The sequence below is a fragment of the Chryseobacterium sp. II3a genome (genome assembly GCF_057815135.1).
In genome coordinates this window covers 372,145-392,168 of sequence record NZ_JBYPZJ010000004.1, presented here as the reverse complement: position 1 = coordinate 392,168, position 20,024 = coordinate 372,145, and the positions used below count along the sequence as shown (strand labels likewise).

The following is a 20,024-nucleotide window of genomic DNA, read 5'->3' as shown; positions in this document are numbered from 1 at the left end:
TTCGGCTTGTCCGCCGGAATTTAAAATCAGATAACAATTTTCACCCGAAATTGAATAATACCCTATTACTAATTTACGGAAAAATAATAGACTAAACTATTTAACGTTATGCAAATCATTGTGCAGTCTATATTAAAATTTAGTCAACGATGTTACGTTGAAAGTTTGAAAAAAATACGTTGAAAATTATGATATGAATAATGAGACATAGACTCTATTCTATGAGACTATTCATACAAGTATAAATGTTTGATATTTTACTTTATTTCAGTTTTATATCCTGACTTATCTAAAAATTGCTCAGTTTCAGCTGTATTACTGAAATCCAGTTTCATGATAGTATTGATCGCCAATTTTTTATTTCCAGATCTTTCATAAAATCTCTTGGTAATGATATATCCCATAAAATATCCCAGATCCGCAGGTCTGTCTTTGATGACAGCCGTATTGGATAACCAGTTTTGAAAATTATCACCTTTCATTTCTTTTTGAAAATCATTCCACAGAGAATCCTGATGCTTCATTCCGTAATCAATATAGGGTGCTTCAACTTTTTTCCCGGTTAATAGCTCTGCTATAAAATCTGCAGATCCCTCTTTCAAGCAAAGGCCTAATAAATTAGCTTTTGTCCCTCTCAAATTTTGTTGAGTATGAACCAGTTCATGGGCAGTAAGAAAAATAATTCCCGAATTGATCTTCATCCTGTCCTGATAGTTTTTGGACAACTCTGAGTAGTCCACTGTTTTATCTGAAGCTGCCAGCTCAGAACCTATGATAAGATTTCCATTGATTACAGTGCCACCACCTTTAAGATTTCCCATCGTAAAATAAATCTTAGGCGGCGAGAAATCGGTATATAACCGGCTGAAATTTTGATAAAGGCTTTCTATATTTTTAAAATCCTTTTGAATTTCCTCTGTTTTATTTCTGATAGATTTCCAGAATTTCGGCTTTGATTCAAAAGACTCAATCCATTGTTCAGAGGTAAAGTTCCTTGATTGAATAAAATCTTTTAAACCAGGAGTTGCTTTATCAACATATAGCTTTTGAAATATGGATATCTTTTCTTCCGGATGATTAGACCTATCAACCTCCTCATAGGCTGTCCAAAAATTCCTGATATCGGAAGTTTCAATATAGATCGTAAAGCCTCTCTTCTGGGCAAATACTGAAATGGACAATAAACATAAGAACAGAAAGCAGAATACATTTTTCATCAATGATCTTTTTTTAAAATAAAATATGGTTTCTGTACTCCCAAAAGTTTCCAAAAACCATATTTTTAATTGTATTTAAAACCTATTAACTAGGCTTATATAATTTATACATAACGAATAAGAAGCCTATCCAGACCGGAATCAGAATCACCTGAATTTCCATCCCAGTAATACTCATCAAACCTAAAATCAACACTAAAAATACGATACAAATATAATTGGATATCGGATAAAATATAGATGGAAATTTTGATTGAATTCCGTCTTTAGTGATTGATTTTTTAAATTTCAAATGCGTGTAGCAAATCATCAGCCAGTTGATAATCAAAGTAGATACCACCAGAGCCATCAGATACTGAAATGCCTTTTCCGGTACCAGTTTATTAATGATAATACAGATTCCAGCAAAACATGAAGAAACAAGTATAGCGTTGATAGGAACTGAATTTTTATTCAATTTTTTAAGAAACTTAGGAGCATTTCCCTGTTGAGCCAATCCAAAAAGCATACGGCTGTTGCTATAAACACTGCTGTTATAAACCGATAAAGCAGCTGTTAAAACAATAAGATTCAAAACATTTGCAATTAAGGCATTGAATTGAATCACTTTACCAAAAACACTGAATTCCAATCCATTTAAATTTTGGAACACCATTACAAACGGGCTTGACCCTTCAGTAATTTCTCTCCAAGGGCTTAATGAGAATAGGATTACTAAAGCTCCTACATAGAAAATCAGAATTCTGTAGATTACCTGGTTGGTTGCCTGTGGAATGGTTTTCTCAGGATTTTTGGCTTCAGCTGCGGTGATTCCAATTAGCTCCAATCCTCCAAAAGAAAACATAATCATAGCCATTGCCGCAAATAATCCTGAAAATCCGGTTTCAGTTTTATTAAATAATCCTTTTGGAAAGAATCCACCATCGTTCCACAAGTTTGTTACAGTTGCTTTTTCTCCTCCTGTTCCACTTATCAAAAGATAAACTCCGAAAACAATCATTGCAATAATGGCTATTACTTTAATGATAGAGAACCAGAATTCGGTTTCCCCATACACTTTTACAGAGGCAAGATTAAGCGCAGTAATCACTACGAAAAAGAATAAACTGGATACCCAGAGTGGTATTTCCGGCCACCAAAAATGGATATAATGGCCAATGGCTGTAAGTTCAGCCATACTTACGAGAATATAAAGAATCCAATAGTTCCACCCTGAAGCAAAACCTGGAAAATTTCCCCAATATTTATAAGCGAAGTGGCTAAAACTTCCCGACACCGGCTCCTGAACTACCATTTCACCAAGCTGACGCATGATAAAGAAGGCAATAATTCCGGCTAAGGCATACCCTAAAATTACCGAGGGTCCCGCCAATACTGCTGCCGGCCCGATTCCCAGAAATAATCCTGTTCCTATGGCACCTCCAAGGGCAATTAATTGTATATGTCGATTTGTTAATCCTCTAACTAAAGTCTCGTTTTGTCCTGTATTTTTTTCGTTGCTCATTGAATGAATTATTCGGTCGCTAAATATATAAAAACTTTTCAGAGAAATTCATATTCCATGGGGTAAATTGAGAATTCAGACCTCAATAGTGTGATCTATTTTCTACTCTCACTCTAATTCTCTTTAATTTGTAGGAACTGCATAAATAATATTTTCACCAAAAAGCCCACTGCTGAATCTGTCAAAATAGGTGGCTGAAGTTTGTGCCCCTTCCACCACATTATTCCCGGCAATATATTTATATCTTTTTACAGCTCCAGAGGAATTATTGATAACCAAGCTTCCCTGCAACATAGAAAATCTGGTTTTAGGGGAAGTAGGCCCTTGAATCAGTCCGCTCACCATACTTGGAGAACTAAGGTCCGTAGAATAAGCTGCAATATCTCCAGGCAGAACATTAGGATCATCTGAAAAGCTGGTTCTTAACCACATCCATTGGTCACTTGTCAAAGCGGCTCCTGTTGGAATAATAAGTTGCTGTACAGTAACCAGCCACTTCCCAGACGGCAGATCAATATAAGATCCTGTGTATTTGGATGTAGTGGTCGTCTCTATAAAAGAAATATTAATTCCGGCACCATTTACACCTCTTATGACGGTTAATTTTGCGGGTTTCCACTGTCCATTTCCATCAACATCAGAAGTTAGTACATAGTTTTCATTCTGTGCTCCATCTGCAATTTTTATTCCAGGTACAGGTGTTAATGAGGTTCCGGTAGTTTTAATATCCAAACTGGTCACCGGATTATTATTTCCAATTCCAATATACCCGTTAGATGTCATTACCACATCATCTGCCTGATTGACTGAACTTACAGGTCCGGATGCTTCATTATTTTTTTTTCAATCCAGATGAAATAGCTTGAGGATTTGGCGTATTCACTCCTACTTGAGCAAAAGCAAAGTGAGCAATGTCAGTGAATAATACAATGGTTAGTTTTTTCATATTGTTAAGAATTAATTGAATATGATAAAAGCCTTAACAGTTTGTCAAGGCTTATCTTTTAGAAAAATTATCTGTTAGTTTGCTATTTTATAACCATAGATAGAAGTAGCCGTTACCTGATACTGAGGTCCCGCATTATTTAATCTGGCAGCAGAAGCCATACTTACCGTTTCGTCCTTATTCAGATGAACAACCGCTGAAACAATACCCGAAGCGAAAACTCCCGGATTAGTATGAAAATTCTGCACAAGCTGGTTATTGGGGGTAGTCAAAAAGTTCTTTACCAAATACAATACACACCAGGCAAAGCTTGGCTGTCCGGAAATCTCCGAATTATCAAACTGCGCAGAACCGTAAATCATATAAAAGCCGTCCGTGGGCGCTTTAAATCTTCCTGACTGCAAATCGAATGCATTTCCTGTATTGATGGCCATACCCTGGTTATATTTTATCTCTTCATTCTGCCACGCTGGTCCCGTAGTAGCCGGACAGGTCTGTTTAAATGCATTTTGCTGTGCAGAAGAAAAAAGATAGGTTTGATTGACAGAGGGCATACTGTTGGAACTTGAAAACAAAACAAGCTCCCAGGTTGTACCTGTAACAGTTCCCTTATTAACCAAAAACGCATAATATCCTGTTGGAATCGTAATATTAGGAGCATCTGTTCCGCTTTGGGTATCTATTAATTCTGTTCCATTGGCTGCGATAATAAGATCTCCGGTTCCTGTATTTTTAAAGTGATAGGTTCTGCCGGCAAAATTTCCTGCTCCACTAACAGCTGCAGGCAAGGTTAAAGTTCCATTCCCTGCTGAATTATATGCAGTATAATAATCAGTTGCTCCCACAGTTCCACTTGCAGACACTGTTTTATACGTAGCAGCAAAGGATCCATTAACCGTAAGACTGCTGGTAGGATTAGAAGTATTTATACCTACTTGCGCATTCACCTTCAACCCAATGAAGCCTGCCAAAAAAGCAGTGAAAAATAAACTTGTTCTCATATCAAAAATGTATTTAGAATCTAAAAGGAATTGTAAACATCAATATAGTATCCCAATCCTTTATCTGAAGGGATTTTTATGAGACTAACTTACTGTGAAAAATAAAAATTCCAGCTACAGACTCTGTACACATTTTTCCACAAAACCGTACGCGTTTTATGACATGGTAAGAATTATATATTAATGGATTTCGTTGTAAATTTCCAACAGTTCAATCAGGTTCGTGATTTTCAATTTCTGATACACTCTCCTTTTGTAGGTTCCCACAGTAGATTCTTCAATATTGAGTGCATTGGCTATTTCAAGGTTTCCGTTTCCTTTTGCCAGAAGATCAAAGACCTGCTGTTCTCTTTCGGACAAAATTTCCAAAGGACTTTTCTTGTGCATTCGTACAACCATTTCATTGAGTACTTCGGGAGTATAGTAATAACCATCTTTAAAAATGCCTTCAATTGTTTTTACAAACGTTTCCGGATTGCTGAGTTTATTTAAAAAGCCATTTGCTCCCTCTTGAATATATTGCATCGCGACAGTTTCTTTGTAAGAGGTAAAAATTAAGATCAAAGTATCTTCATTAATGTTTTTAATTTCTTTAACCATCGACTTGAAAGTACTTCCAGGAAGCTCAATATCCAAGATCACAAGATCAAATTTTACAGTCTCTACTTTCAGTTTTACCTCATCATACGTTTCTGCAAAATCAATTTCAAAATCATTAAAATTCTTTTCCAGAATCAGCGCTGTTCCGATTCTTACCACATGATGGTCATCTGCAATGAGTATTTTTTTTGTCATATTGTAATATGGATTTTAATGATTGTTCCTTTGGGTGTATTTTCATGGAAGGTCATTTCACCATTGATTTTCATCATCAACTGAATAACCATGTGCAAGCCCAGCCCGTAATTTTTAAAAATCAGATGTTCACTTCCTTTCTTCTTAAAAAGCTCAGAATAATAAGTTCTCTGTTCGGCAGACATTCCACTTCCAGTATCTGTAATACTGATTTCCACACTCTGCCCCGAAGAGGTTGAGGTGATGATAATTTCTCCGTCCGAAGTATTTTTCACGGCATTATCTATAATATTATGGAAAACGGCAAGAAGTATATTTTTATTAGTTTTTACGGTAAGATGATGGTCACAAAAATTATACATGAAAGTATTTTTCTGGGCTGCAATTTCTTCAAACAATAATTTTTTAGTTTCAATCAAATCATAGAGCTGATATTCGTTTTCTGTAGTATTTTCCTGTTTATAGAGCTCTGTATATTCTTTTAAGCTTAATGTAAATTTGTAAAGCTGTTCTGAGGTCTTATAAATACTGTCAAAATATTTTTTCTGAGTTTTAGCATCTTCAGATTGAGCCAACTCCTGTGAAAGAAGGGCAATAAATTTAACTGGAGTTGTAATATCGTGGCTGATGCTTTCTACCAGCTTTTTTTGATAATCAGACTCATTTTTAAGCTTAGTATTGGTTTCCTGAAGCTCTTTATCCTTGTGAACCAATGTGTTTTTCAGTACTTTATTTTTCAATCTTAAAAAATTGGTTCTCATCTGTATTCCGATGATAAAAATTAAAATAACCAATCCAACCATCAGGAGTTTAAAGGATAAGGTCTGATAAAAATAAGCCTCTACTTCTATAGGAAAGCTTTTGTAAACAAATCTTCCTGTTTCTGAAGATAAAAATCTTACAAGTAACTGGTATCTGCCCGGTTCTATATTGGATAACCTGAATGTTCTGTCATTTTTTATATTGATCCATTGGCTATGTTCCTCTCCTATCAGTTTTGCCTGCAGATAAATATTTTCAAGATTAGAGTAGTAAGGAATATCAAGATAGATTTCAGCATTTTTATAGCCGCATTCCAGGAGAAGAGCATCTTTCAAACGAATCATTTTACCATCTACTCTTGCCCTTTCTAAATACAGATCATGGGCTGCAGGAAAATACGTTTTAACATACTGAGGAGTAAAAAATACAAACCCTTCCATGGAGGGAAATACAAATTGTCCATCCTCAAGAATATTGGCATCCGGATCTGCACTTCCGTTGAATTCATTGTTCAAAAAGCCATGTTCTTTGGTAAACCGATAATAAGTAACAGGTTCCTGAGTCGTTTTCAATGACTGAAGGAGTTGGGTTTTATTAATTTTAAATAATCCATTATTAGAAGAAATCCACAAGTTTGAATTTTTATCTTCCAAAATATGATGTGCATTGGCCAGAAAATCATTTTTATCTGCAGGAATCTTGATTGCTCTATTATCTTTTAGTAAATAAATTCCCTGGTTGTAAGTAGTCAGCCAAATATTTCCATCTCTGGTTTTTATCATTTGTTTTATCGGAAGCTTGTCTCCGATTCGCTCTATAATTTTATTTTGGGAAAGGGAGAAAACACCTACACCATTACTCCCTCCTAAATAAAGAATATCTTCATTATATCTGACAACGGTATCTATATTATCATCACAAGGAATAATCCTCTGAATTTTCTTAAAATTATCACGATCAAATACATAGAGATAAAACTTTTTTTTGTCTAAAACAGACATCATATACATGCCTTCATTTTTGTACAAACCATCAATCTCTTTCTTATCAAAAGAGATTGAATCATACTTTGCAAATCCTGTATTTTTATACCTTATATGAATAGAATTATTTTCCCGATACACCAGATTCCCCGAATCATCCTGAAAAATATACCGTTTATCATAAGATTGAGGAGCCTTATATAATCTTTCCATTCTATTATTATAATACCTGACTCCCTCCTGTGTTACAACAGAGTTCCCTCCATAAGGAAGAGCAGCATAACACACTTCATCCTGGTAAGGCAGATTCTTTTTGGAAACTGAAAAATCAGCCAGACTTAAAATCTTAAGCCCATTAATGGAACTGCCAATATATAATTTACGGGATACCTCATCATAAAACATGGCTCCGGATATTTCTTTATCTATATTCTTATATTCCAACAGATAAGAAAGGCTAAGTTTTCCTTCTGAAAGCCGGCTTCTGTATATTTTACCATGATTAATCATAAAAGCCTGCCCCGTGATCTGCTGCCAGTAAATCTTTGTTTCGGGATCAGTGTATATAGAAGGAGCTTCAACATAAGAATATTTCCCCTGATTCACCTGAAGGATTTTTTTATTCCCGGGATCAGCAATAAAAATTCTTTCTCCATGAACGAACAAACGTTTTAATCTGTTTCGTGAAAAATCAAAATTAAATTTTGTTTGCTGTTTACTTTTTCGGTCAACGTAAATAATCCTGTTGTTTTCAAAATAATATGTCCCTGTCTTCAACTGAATAAAATAAGCGCCAATAAAAGAAACATATCTTGCAGTGACATTATTTTTAACCACTCGTTTATATGTTCCATCGTCATTGAGAATATTTGAATGAGACTCTTTTTGATGAGGAATAACCTTTGGCTGTCTTTGAGAAATAAGAAGAGTATTTTTTTCAGTATTATTGAAAACGGCAATACTGTCGTTTTTTATATTACCGTAAAAATCACCAAAGCTCAGATTATCAAGTTTAAAATCTTTGTACTGAACAAAGTTGCTGCCATCATAGCGAAGAATTCTCCCTTCCATGGAGAGCCATATGAAACCGTACTTGTCTTTTACAATATCTTTGATGCTGTTTTGCGGCAATCCATTATCCATGGTATACCATTGCATAGTATAGCTTTGTCCGTTGCTACCTATAAAAAACAACAATACAATAAAGGACAAAAGCTTCATTCCGATTAGGCTACATTATTTTCATGACAAATATATCATAGAAAATTAAGATTACTGTAAATATTTATCCACAAACATGTGAAAATTTTTCTACATAATTATTTATGAATATTTTATCTATTATAATACATTTGAAATATTCAAGACGTGTTCCCTCATCATGGTCTTTGTCATCAGGTTCATTACTAGAAACACAATTTTACGGCTAAAAAATAATGACCTTTCTCTATCTTATTGAGAAGGTCATTATAGTATATTGATATGATGTAAAACTGAAAATACTAAAGGAACTCTTTCGGAATTGAAATATTATTCTTTTTCATATACTCCAAAAGACTCTCGTATTTATCTTCATACCCATCATCAGTTCCGCATTTATGAGAAATGCTGCAAATATCGGAAGGTTTTATTTCTAAAATATCTGAGATTTTAGTCAGGATTTCCAGGTTGATCTTCACCTTGGAATTCTCAATATCTGAATATGCTTTTTGGGAAATCCCCATTTCAAAAGCCATATACTCCTGGGTAAGGTCTTTACTCCTACGAATTTTCCTGATATTTTGTCCACATATTTTCATCATTTCTGTTTTAGTAGTTTTCGGTATATTTTAGAAGTTTAGCTATTAGCCTCCAACAAAGTTAATAAATACCTTTGGCAAAACATTATACACGTTACATGATATTTACTTTTAACATAGAAAATGGCAAAAAATAAACCTTTTTCAGAGCAAATATCACTTCGGTAAACACTATTGGAATTTATGGAGACGCAAAAATTTAATTATGACAATAATATTGTCAGGGCATTCCTCTATGCAACAGTTGCATTCGGACTCGTCGGATTTCTGCTTGGGCTTACTGCCGCATTGATGCTTTTTTATCCTGAACTACCTGAATTTTTATTCGGTACGGATGATACAACGATTAAAAGTTTAGCTTCGGGCAATATTCAGGGATTAATTAACACTCAGGGAGCAATGGGCTTCGGAAGAATCAGAATGCTTCACACGAGTGCCGTAATTTTTGCTTTCGTCTGTAACTCCTTCTTCTGCGGTGCTTACTATAGTATGCAGAGATTACTGAAAACAAGAATGTATAGTGATACCCTTTCATGGATTCACTTCTGGTCATGGCAGTTTATGATTGTTACCGTAGTGATTACCTTCTTAATGGGAATCAACACTTCTAAAGAATATGCTGAACATGAATGGCCTATTGATATCTTAATTGCCTTCTCATGGATTGTATTCGGTATCAATATGTTCGGAACAATTGCGAAAAGAAGAGTAAGACATTTATATGTAGCCATCTGGTTCTATCTAGCCACATGGATTGCTGTAGCCATGCTTCACATATTCAACAACCTGGAAGTTCCGTTATCTTTCACAAGCTGGAAATCTTATTCAGTATATGCAGGTGTAAAAGATGCATTAGTACAATGGTGGTATGGTCACAATGCGGTAGCATTCGTATTAACGACCCCTGTACTAGGTCTTATGTATTATTTTATGCCAAAAGCAGCTCAGCGACCGGTATTCTCATACAAATTATCCATTATTCACTTCTGGTCGCTGATCTTTGTATACCTTTGGGCTGGGCCTCACCACCTTCAATATACAGCTCTACCAGCATGGGCACAAGCAGTAGGAACTGGTTTCTCTATCATGCTGATCGCACCATCTTGGGGAGGAATGTTAAATGGTCTTCTTACCTTAAGAGGAGCTTGGGATAAAGTAAGAGAAAACCCTATTCTTAAATTCTTCGTAGTTGCAGTTACCTGCTATGGTATGGCTACTTTCGAAGGACCTTTATTAGCAACAAAATCTTTAAATAAAATCGGACACTATACTGACTGGGTTATCGGTCACGTACACCTGGGAGCTCTTGGATGGAATGGTTTCATGGCATTCGGGGTGGTATATTACCTGGTTCCGATCATGTGGAGAACTAAACTATGGTCTGTAAAATTAGCTAACTGGCATTTCTGGTTAGGAACATTAGGAATCATTTTCTACGCAGTACCAATGTATATTTCAGGGTTCACCCAGGGATTAATGTGGAAACAATTTAATCCAGACGGAACACTATTGTGGAAAAACTGGTTAGATACAGTAACAGCGATTATTCCTTACTTTAAAATGAGATTCTTAGGAGGTATCTTATACCTATCAGGAGCGATTTTAATGGTAGTGAATGTAATCAAAACCATCAAAGCCGGTTCATTCCAGAAAAATGTTCCTGCAGAAGCACCTGCATTAGCCAATATCGGGGGAACAAGAAAAGAAGGTGAAGGCGTACACCTTTGGTTAGAAAGAACACCTACTCTGCTTTCTATCCTGGCCTTCATTACGATTGCGATTGGTGGACTTGTAGAAATTGTTCCCACTTTATCACTGAAGCAAAGTGTTCCTACAATTACCGCAGTGAAACCATACACTCCATTGGAGCTTGAAGGAAGAGATTTGTATATCCGTGAAGGGTGTAACTCCTGCCACTCTCAGATGATCCGCCCTTTCCGTGATGAAGTAGTAAGATTTGAAGGAAAGAACGGGCAGTACTCTAAAGCAGGGGAATTCATCTACGACAGACCCTTCCTTTGGGGCTCTAAAAGAACGGGACCGGATCTTCACAGAGAAGGAGGCAGAAACCCGGATTCATGGCACTTTAAGCACATGTACAACCCAAGAATTACTTCCGCAGGTTCTATTATGCCACGTTTCCCTTGGTTAATTACCAATAAACTGGACCGTACTCAGATGGTGGATAAAATGAAATTGATGAAAAATTCATTTGATGTTCCTTACACAAAAGCTCAGATTGATTCTGCTAACCAATGGGCAGACAACCAGTCAAAAGCTATTGTACAGAGAATTTATTCTGAAGCCACTGATGTAAAAGATCAGATGGTAAAAGAAAAAACAGCAAAAGGAGCATCTTATGTACCGCTTGAACAAAGAGAAATCGTAGCCATGATCGCGTATCTGCAAAGATTAGGTACCGACATTAAAACGACACAGATCCAAACCGCAAGTGTAGAGTAATCATTAAAAATTGATGTAATGAAAACGAGAACCCCAATTTCTATATATATCGCAACAACGATAGGCTTAACAATCATGGCCTTTGAAATGTTCGCCAGTGATTCAGGATATTTTTCTTCCCCATTTTTCTGGGCACTGATATTAATTGCGATTATTCTTCTTATGATTATGAACTCCATTGGAGACATGATTGAAAACGAAAGTTTCAGCAGACTTTCTGAGGAAGAAAAAAAACAGTATCTGGAAGAAAAAAGTGTTCCTTATTATCAGAAACTTTGGAACTCTGCCTTCAAGAAGCAGTCTGCTACCGAAGAAAAAGACATCCTGATTGACCATGGTTTTGATGGGATTACAGAACTTGACAATTCTCTTCCCAAATGGTGGATAGGCTTATTCTGGTTCGGATGTATTTTCTGCGCCGTCTATCTGTTAGCCTTCTCGTTCACAGATTATGCCCACCCGGAAGCAGAATACACAAAAGAATCTAAACTGATGCTGGCTTCCATTGCAGAGTATGAAAAAAGTGCTCCGCAGATCAATCTGGAGTCTGCAAAATACAGTGCAGATAATATTGCAGAAGGGCAGGAATTATTCAAAACCAACTGTGTAACCTGCCACGGAGATGGAGGAAAAGGTGGTATTGGCCCTAATCTTACCGATACCCACTGGATCAACATTAAAGAAAAAAGTTTATTTAAAAATGTCTTCTGGATGCTTGAAAACGGTTCTCCAAATAATCCTACCATGAGGCCTTTCATTAAGGAAGGGACCATTACCGGAAGAGATGCAGAAAAAATTGCAGCCTATATTTATCATATCAACCAGGAAACCGCTCCTATTACTCAAGCACAAGGTGGAGCAGCTCCACAAGGAGAAGAGGTGAAATGGGAAAACGGAAACAACTAGATTATTATCTGATTAATACAAACCATGCCAAGCCCCCTTTGCAACTACACTAACATTTGAATTTTCATTTTTGCTAACTAACCTTTTCAACATTTCAAAAAATGATTTAAAGGGGGCTTTTTAAAAATAAAATCCGCACCTTGGCTCGTCTTACTCAACTATTCACTTGACAACTACACAACTAAAAATTCCATAATGAGGCAGCCAAGGCAGGATTTTTGCATTGATAAGGGATACCACAACAAAGACCGAATAAAATAGTATTATTATCTTTGTTAGAAACCTTCTCACTTTTGAAACTGAAAATCAACATTACCAAACTCTTAAGGCGTATTGCAATAATCTTTATTTCAATATTGGTTTTGCTTACCCTGTTGATCCTAAGCTTAAGACTTCCAGCCGTCCAAAACTTCATCAAAGACAGATTGATTGTTTACCTGGAGAAAAAAATCAACACCAAAGTAAGCTTGGAAAGAGTCTATATCGGATTCCCCAACAGCCTTGTGATGGAAAATCTTTACCTTAAAGGACAGGATGTAGATACCCTTTTAGCCGTAAAAAAACTGGATGTTGGCTTACACATGCTAAAACTTATCAACTCTACAGCTGATATTACCTCTGTAGGCATGGAAGGTGCCCGAGCCAATGTGGTAAGAAAACCTGATGGTAAATTCAATTTCGATTATATCATTGATGCCTTTGCAACCACTGACAAAGAAGAAAGTCCATCTAAACCCTTCATCATTTCTCTTGATAAAATTAATTTAAAAGATATTGGTGTTACCTTTAATGACCAACAGTCAAAGAATGACATTAATCTTTATTTTAAATCTTTTGACACCAGGGTAAAAAAATTCGATCTTAGTAAAAATACTTATGCAGTTAATGATATTAATTTTGATGGGTTAAAATTAAAGCTAAAACAAGGTATTGTAGAAGAAGTTACCAGGAAAGTTGAAAAGAAAGTAGATTCACTCAATGATAAAAAACCAATGAACATTGGTTTAAGAGGCATCAAACTTACAAACTTTAACATCGACTATGGCGACGAAAATACCAGAACCTATGCTAAAGTTTTATTTAAAGAATTAAGTACAAAGGTTAATAAATTGGATCTTGAAAAAAATGCCTTTAATGTTTCCAATGTATTCCTTTCCGGAGCAGACATCAATGCCAACCTTTATCTTCCGGCTCAAAATGCTAATCCAAAAAATAAAAAAGAACCTGAAGTTTCAAAAGTTTCCGAACAGGATAAAGCGATGAGCCTTTTGTTAGGAAAGCTGGTTTTAAATGATGTAAAAGTAGCCTATAATAATACAGCAATTGCCCCTACGAAACAAGGAATGGACTTTAATCACTTGAATTTCTCTAAAATGAATGTTGAGGTGAGAAGTTTTAAAATGGAGAACAATACTTTCGCAGGAACTGTGAACTCTGCGGAAATTCAGGAAGCAAGAGGACTGGATATTCAAAAATTCAATACGGATTTTGTATACGCAGAAAAAGAAGCATATCTGAAAGATCTGTACCTGCAGACGCCAAAGACATTATTACGTGATGAGGTTATTTTAAACTATAATTCCATCGATCAACTGACTTCAAATTTAGGAGCAGTAAAAATTTCTGCCAATATCAAAGATTCGAAAATCGGGTTTGCGGATATTTTAAATCTTGTCCCTACTTTAAAAAATACTGTCCCATTCAATAAATATCCAAACGCCATTCTGAATGTTAATGCCAATGTAAAAGGAAGTGTAAATGATCTTTTAATCCAAGATCTAAAAGTTACTGGGCTGGATCAATTGAGAGTAAATGCATCCGGAAGAGTTAAAAATGCAATGAATCCCGATCAGTTGTATTACGATCTAAGGATTGGAGAGTTTTCTTCCAACGCTAAAACGATTTTCAATTTAGTCCCAAAGAATACCATTCCTTCAAATATCTCCCTTCCTTCTAACTTCAGTATTAAAGGAAATGCAAAAGGAACTACAAAAATGGTCAATACAGACCTTAACCTCTACTCCACCCTTGGAAATGCCGCCATTGTTGCCAATGTGGATATGCGTAGGAAAAACCACGAACTCTATGATGTAAAAGCCAACCTTCAGGGAATACAGGTTGGAAAAATCATCCAAAATAAAGATATAGGTCCTATCACCGCGCAGATTTCTGCAAAAGGAGAAAGTTTTGATTTTAAAAATGCCAATGCCAACCTAAAAGGGCATGTTGCTTCTGCCGTATACAAAGGCTATCGATATCAGAATATGGACTTAACCGGCAAGATCAACAAAGGAGCTTATGACGTTATTTTAAATTCAAAAGATCCGAATGCTAGTTTACTGTTAACCGCTTCAGGGATGTATAATGAAAAAAATCCCACCGTTAAAGTAAACGGTGAGGTGATCAAACTGGATGTCAACAAGCTTGGGTTCTATGAAAAACCTATGATTCTGGCCGGAAAAATAGATGGTGATTTTACCAGCCTCGATCCGAATAACCTGAACGGATATTTAAATCTTAAAGACTTTGCTTTTTCAGATACCAAAGAAGTGTATCCGGTACAGGAAGTCAACCTGAAAGCATCTTCCACAACAGATTCTACACAAATTATTTTCAATTCTCAAATTGCAGATGTTGAACTGAAAGGGAAATATAAACTGACACAGATCTTTGGAGCTTTAACACAAACCATCAATCAGTATTATCAGTTCCAGAAACCGGATAAATCGCAAAAAATTGATCCGGGGCAGCATTTTACCTTTAATGCTAAGATTAAAAATGATGATCTGATCAGAAAATTTGTTCCGGATCTGAAAAGTTTTGAAACCATTAATCTGGCAGGAAACTATGATGCCGATTCTCAAAAAATAGAAATTGACGGCCAGATTCCTCAATTGCTGTATGGTGAAAATACGATTGAAAAAGGGACTTTAAAAGTGACCAATGAAAATCAGGCGCTACAATACAATCTGAATGTTGCAGCTCTAAAAAGTTCAAGCTTTTCATTGAAAAAAATCAATATCGATGGTGATGTTGCTGATAATACAATCAACTACAATATCACCACAAAAGATGATAAAGATGTTACCCAGTTCCTAATTGCGGGAAATGCAAAATCATTGAATGACATTACAGAAGTTTCCCTTGATCCAAAGGGTTTAAAACTAAATTATGCGGATTGGAATGTGGCTGAAAACAATAAAATCCAGATCAGTAAAAAAGGAATTTTAGCAGATAATTTCAGATTAAGTAATGGCGGAAGCGAAATTTCCATTCAATCGGAAAGCGAAATCCCAAGTAGCCCTTTGAACATCTCCCTGAAAGATTTTAAAATTGAAACCATTACGGAACTTATCAAAAAAGATACAGTGCTTGCGAGAGGAACCATCAATGGAACAGCTCAGCTTCGGGATGTGATGAAAGATATGACTTTCACCTCTGATTTAAATGTTTCTAATCTTATTGTCTATGGAAATCCTGTGGGAAATCTTGCAGTAAAAGTAAATAATTCTTCACCGAAAATTTTAAATGCTGACATTGCCCTTTCGGGTAACAATAATGATGTGAAAATTCTGGGAGATTACAATACGGCTTCCAGTTCATTTGATCTGAATATGGCTATCAATCAGCTTCAGATGAAGAGTATTCAAGGGTTCTCTATGAATGCAATTACCAATACAGAAGGATATCTTTCAGGAAATTTGAAAATCACCGGAACCACAAGTCAGCCTAATATTATTGGAAAAGTTAAATTCAATGATGCTGGATTAGAAATTGCAAAAACAGGAAGTGATTTCAGAAAACTGAATGATGAGATTAATTTTACCAGCCGTGGTATTGAATTCGATAAATTTAAAATCAAAGATAAAGATGGAAATGCTCTGGTTGTGGACGGACAGGTTCTTACCCAAACCTATAGAGATTTCGCCTTCAATCTGAACGTAAATGCCAAAGATTTCAAGGTAGTCAACTCACAAAAATCAAATGATGCAATGATGTATGGAGTTCTGGCTATTGATGCCGGTCTTCATATCCGCGGCAATCTGGATCTTCCAAAAGTAGACGGGAGATTAAGTGTTGCAGATAATACGGATTTCACTTTTGTTCTTCCTCAATCTAACCCTTCTTTACAGGAAAGAGACGGAATTGTAGAATTTGTGGATCAGGATCAGGTGGTTTTAAACAAAACCATCAAGACAGACTCTCTTAACGCCCAGAGCCGTATCAAAGGAATGGACGTAAGCGTCAATATTGAAGTAAGTAAAGAGGCGAAATTATCTATCGTTATTGATAAAGCGAATGGAGATTTCGTGCAGTTACAGGGAGAAGCAGAATTAACGGGAGGAATAGATCCATCAGGAAAAACCACATTGGTTGGAGTGTATGAAGTGAATAAAGGAAGCTATGATCTTTCCGTAAGTTTCCTGAAGCGTAAGTTTGATATCCAGAAAGGAAGTACCATTACCTGGACCGGAGAACCGACTACAGCTATAATGGATATTACGGCAGTATATAAAACTGAGGCAGCTCCAATTGATCTTGTAGAACAGCAGATTAGTAATGAAACTGCTTCCACTATGAATCAGTATAAACAAAGAATTCCTTTCAATACACTGTTAAAAATGAAAGGTGAATTATTAAAACCACAACTGACTTTCGATATTACTACAGAAGAGAAAAACAATGCAGTATCCTCCAATGTTAAAGATGTCATTGATCAGAAACTGGCTCAGCTTAGAACTCAAGAATCTGAATTGAATAAGCAGGTATTTGCACTGCTTCTTCTTAACCGTTTCATCGGAGAAAACCCTTTTGAAAGTGGTGCTGGAATGTCTGCGGAAACGATGGCAAGACAGAGTGTGAGTAAAATTCTTTCCCAACAGTTGAATAATCTGGCATCAGGACTTATTAAAGGTGTAGATCTGAATTTTGGATTGGATTCTTCTGAGGATTACTCCACCGGACAAAAAAATACCCGAACCGATCTGAATGTAGACATCAGTAAAAAATTATTGAATGACAGACTGAAAGTAACGGTAGGAAGTAATTTTGGGTTAGAAGGACAAGCCCGTCAGAATGAAAACATGACCAATATTGCAGGAAATGTTTCTGTGGATTACAGTCTTTCCAAAGATGGAAGATATATGCTGCGAGCTTATCGTAAAGATGAATATCAGGTAGCTCTTCAGGGGCAGATTATAGAAACAGGAGTTGGATTTATCATCACGTTAGATTATGACAAATTCCGTGAGATTTTCCAGAAATCCAAAGAGAAGAAGCCTAAAAAGAATCAAAACAATCAAGTGGTAGAATTTAAATAATGAGTAATACATTCCCAACATACTGTAAATATCTGTTGATTTCCGGATTAGCTTCGGCAGTAGTTTCCTGCAGTAATACCAGGTTTTTGAAAGAGGGCCAGATGCTGTATACCGGTGCTGAAGTAAAAATTGAGAGTGACACTATTTCTAAAAAAGATAAAAAGGATCTTCAGGCTGCTCTGGAAGCGAACCTTACTCCTAAGCCCAATTCTACCTTTTTAGGAATGAGACCTAAGCTTTATTTCTACAATATCGCAAAGGAGCCTAAAAAAGATAAAGGCTTCAATTACTGGCTTAAATATAAAATGGGGGAAAAACCTGTTCTATTAGGAGATGTAGACCGTGAGTTTAACAAAGATATCATTGAGAATTATTCTGAAAATAAAGGATACTTCAATGCCAGAGCTACGTATGACACCGTTTCAAAAAATAAAAAGGCAAAGGTAATTTATACTTTAAAGCCTGGCGCGAGGTATTTGATTGATGGGGTGAAATTTCAGAAAGACTCAACTCTTATTAATCAGGAAATTCAGAATACAGCTGCAAGGACACTTCTTAAAAATGGAAGACCCTTTGATCTGGATGTCATTAAAGCAGAAAGAGAAAGAATTGATAACAGGCTAAAAGAAAGAGGATTTTATTATTTTCATCCGGATAATATTATTGTACAGGCAGACAGTACGGTCAATAAAAACCATAAGGTAGAACTGAATGTAAAATTGAAGGACAACACCCCGGATTTAGCCACTCAACAGTTTAGTATTGACAAAGTTGTAGTATTCCCTAACTATAATATTCAGGATGTAAAAGCAGGAAAATACAGTGTTCCGATGAACAGTGATTCTCTGAGCAAATATGCATTTGATGATATTTACGTCATTGATCCGCAGCATAAATTCAAACCGAAGATTTTCGACAGAGCCTTATATTTTAAAAAAGGAGACCTCTACAACCGTTCTAATCACAATCTTACCCTAAACCGATTAATCAGTTTGGGAGTATTCAAGTTTGTGAAAAATGAATTTGTGACTTCGGATTCTTTGAATCATAAATTTGACGCTTATTATTTATTAACTCCCAGACAAATTCAGTCTTTAAGACTTGAAGCATTAGGAAGAACCAACTCAGCCAACTATGCAGGTAGTGAGCTTAACCTAAACTGGACGCATAGAAATTTCTTCAGAGGGGCAGAACAATTTAAAGCTGCCATTTTTGGAGCTTTTGATTTCCAGATGGGAGGTGCTCAGAATGCAAACAATATTTTCCGTGCAGGGGCTAATGTTCAACTTTCCATTCCGAGAATTGTAGCTCCATTCCGTTTTCATTCTTCCAGTGAATTTGTGCCGAGAACGAACATTACATTGGGATATGAATTCCAGAACAGAACTCAATATTATACTCTAAATAATTTCACTGGTTCATTCGGATATGTATGGAAAGAGAATGCAAGAAAAGAACATGACCTGAAAGTAATTGATATTACCCTTGTTTCTCCACAAAAGGTTACCGCAAAATATGAAGCCGACGCCGCTAATAATCCAGCTATGCAAAGGATTGTACAAAAACAGCTTATTTTCGGGCCTACTTATTCATATACTTACACCAATACCATGCTGCCTAAAAAGAATACCTTCTACTACAAAGGAACTCTTGATCTTGCAGGAAATATCACAGGTTTAGTGAGTGGTGCCAATGTAAAAGAAGATAAAGAGAAAAAGGTTTTTGGTATTCCCTTCAGCCAATACGCCAAAATTGAAAATGATTTCAGGTTTTATCATAAACTAACCGAAAAATCTTCATTGGCTACAAGGCTTATTGCAGGAATTGCTTATCCATACGGAAATTCAGAATTTGTTCCTTTCTCTAAGCAGTTTTTCTCCGGAGGAAGCAATAGTATCAGGGCATTCCGTGCAAGAACCTTAGGTCCGGGAAGCTTTGATCCAAGAACGATGAAACCGGGAACTTATTTTGACCAGTCCGGAGATATTAAGTTGGAATTAAATGCAGAATACAGAGCTAATCTATATAAGTTTTTAAATGCAGCAGTTTTTGTAGACGCCGGAAATATCTGGTTGCTGAATACTGATCCGGACAGACCTGGCGCTAAGTTTTCGAAAGACTTTCTGGATGAAGTTGCTGTAGGAGCAGGAGTTGGTCTAAGACTTGATTTCTCTATCCTGATCTTAAGATTAGATCTGGCCATGCCATTGCGGGTACCTTACTATGAAAAGGGAAACAGATGGGCTTTCGATAAAATCAATTTCGGAGATCCAAGCTGGAGGAAAGACAATCTTGTATTAAATATTGCCATCGGATATCCTTTTTAA

Annotated in this window: 11 protein-coding genes; 4 read left to right on the top strand and 7 right to left on the bottom strand. The window is 36.1% G+C overall.

Annotated features, from left to right (window positions below; genetic code table 11):
• Positions 1-257 precede the first annotated feature (257 nt).
• The 7 genes from AC3HD6_RS13060 to AC3HD6_RS13030 all read right to left on the bottom strand — a co-directional run bounded on the left by AC3HD6_RS13060 (position 258) and on the right by AC3HD6_RS13030 (position 9,010).
• Positions 258-1,217 (bottom strand): gliding motility protein GldB-related protein, encoded by a 960-nt coding sequence (locus tag AC3HD6_RS13060; RefSeq protein ID WP_488896726.1) that lies wholly within the window; start codon positions 1,215-1,217, stop codon positions 258-260.
• A gap of 85 nt (positions 1,218-1,302) precedes the next feature.
• Entirely contained in the window at positions 1,303-2,721 is a 1,419-nt protein-coding gene (locus AC3HD6_RS13055; protein WP_488896725.1) for an amino acid permease, read from the bottom strand.
• 123 nt (positions 2,722-2,844) lie between these two features.
• Positions 2,845-3,504 (bottom strand): hypothetical protein, encoded by a 660-nt coding sequence (locus AC3HD6_RS13050; RefSeq protein WP_488896724.1) that lies wholly within the window; start codon positions 3,502-3,504, stop codon positions 2,845-2,847.
• Positions 3,505-3,741: 237 nt separating this feature from the next.
• Positions 3,742-4,668: a hypothetical protein gene (locus tag AC3HD6_RS13045; RefSeq protein ID WP_488896723.1), complete on the bottom strand. Its 927-nt coding sequence runs from the start codon at positions 4,666-4,668 to the stop codon at positions 3,742-3,744.
• A 180-nt stretch (positions 4,669-4,848) separates the two neighbouring features.
• On the bottom strand, positions 4,849-5,463 hold the full coding sequence (locus AC3HD6_RS13040) for a response regulator (RefSeq protein ID WP_488896722.1): 615 nt from the start codon (positions 5,461-5,463) through the stop codon (positions 4,849-4,851).
• A complete protein-coding gene (locus AC3HD6_RS13035; RefSeq protein WP_488896721.1) occupies positions 5,460-8,366 on the bottom strand; it encodes a sensor histidine kinase in 2,907 nt (968 codons plus the stop codon). The genes AC3HD6_RS13040 and AC3HD6_RS13035 overlap by 4 nt, the downstream gene beginning before the upstream one ends.
• A 344-nt stretch (positions 8,367-8,710) precedes the next feature.
• Entirely contained in the window at positions 8,711-9,010 is a 300-nt protein-coding gene (locus AC3HD6_RS13030) for a helix-turn-helix domain-containing protein (RefSeq protein ID WP_488896720.1), read from the bottom strand.
• 180 nt (positions 9,011-9,190) lie between these two features.
• Here AC3HD6_RS13030 and ccoN point away from each other — a divergent pair, with 180 nt between their 5' ends.
• From ccoN to tamL, 4 genes are all read left to right on the top strand, one after another.
• Positions 9,191-11,470 (top strand): cytochrome-c oxidase, cbb3-type subunit I, encoded by a 2,280-nt coding sequence (gene ccoN / locus AC3HD6_RS13025; protein ID WP_488896719.1) that lies wholly within the window; start codon positions 9,191-9,193, stop codon positions 11,468-11,470.
• A gap of 18 nt (positions 11,471-11,488) precedes the next feature.
• Complete coding sequence (locus AC3HD6_RS13020; protein WP_488896718.1) at positions 11,489-12,376, top strand: cbb3-type cytochrome c oxidase N-terminal domain-containing protein; 888 nt, start codon at positions 11,489-11,491, stop codon at positions 12,374-12,376.
• A gap of 293 nt (positions 12,377-12,669) precedes the next feature.
• The gene (locus AC3HD6_RS13015; RefSeq protein ID WP_488896717.1) at positions 12,670-17,697 is read left to right on the top strand and encodes a translocation/assembly module TamB domain-containing protein; all 5,028 of its coding nucleotides are present in this window, start codon (positions 12,670-12,672) and stop codon (positions 17,695-17,697) included.
• Complete coding sequence (gene tamL / locus AC3HD6_RS13010; protein WP_488896716.1) at positions 17,697-20,024, top strand: translocation and assembly module lipoprotein TamL; 2,328 nt, start codon at positions 17,697-17,699, stop codon at positions 20,022-20,024. The genes AC3HD6_RS13015 and tamL overlap by 1 nt, the downstream gene beginning before the upstream one ends.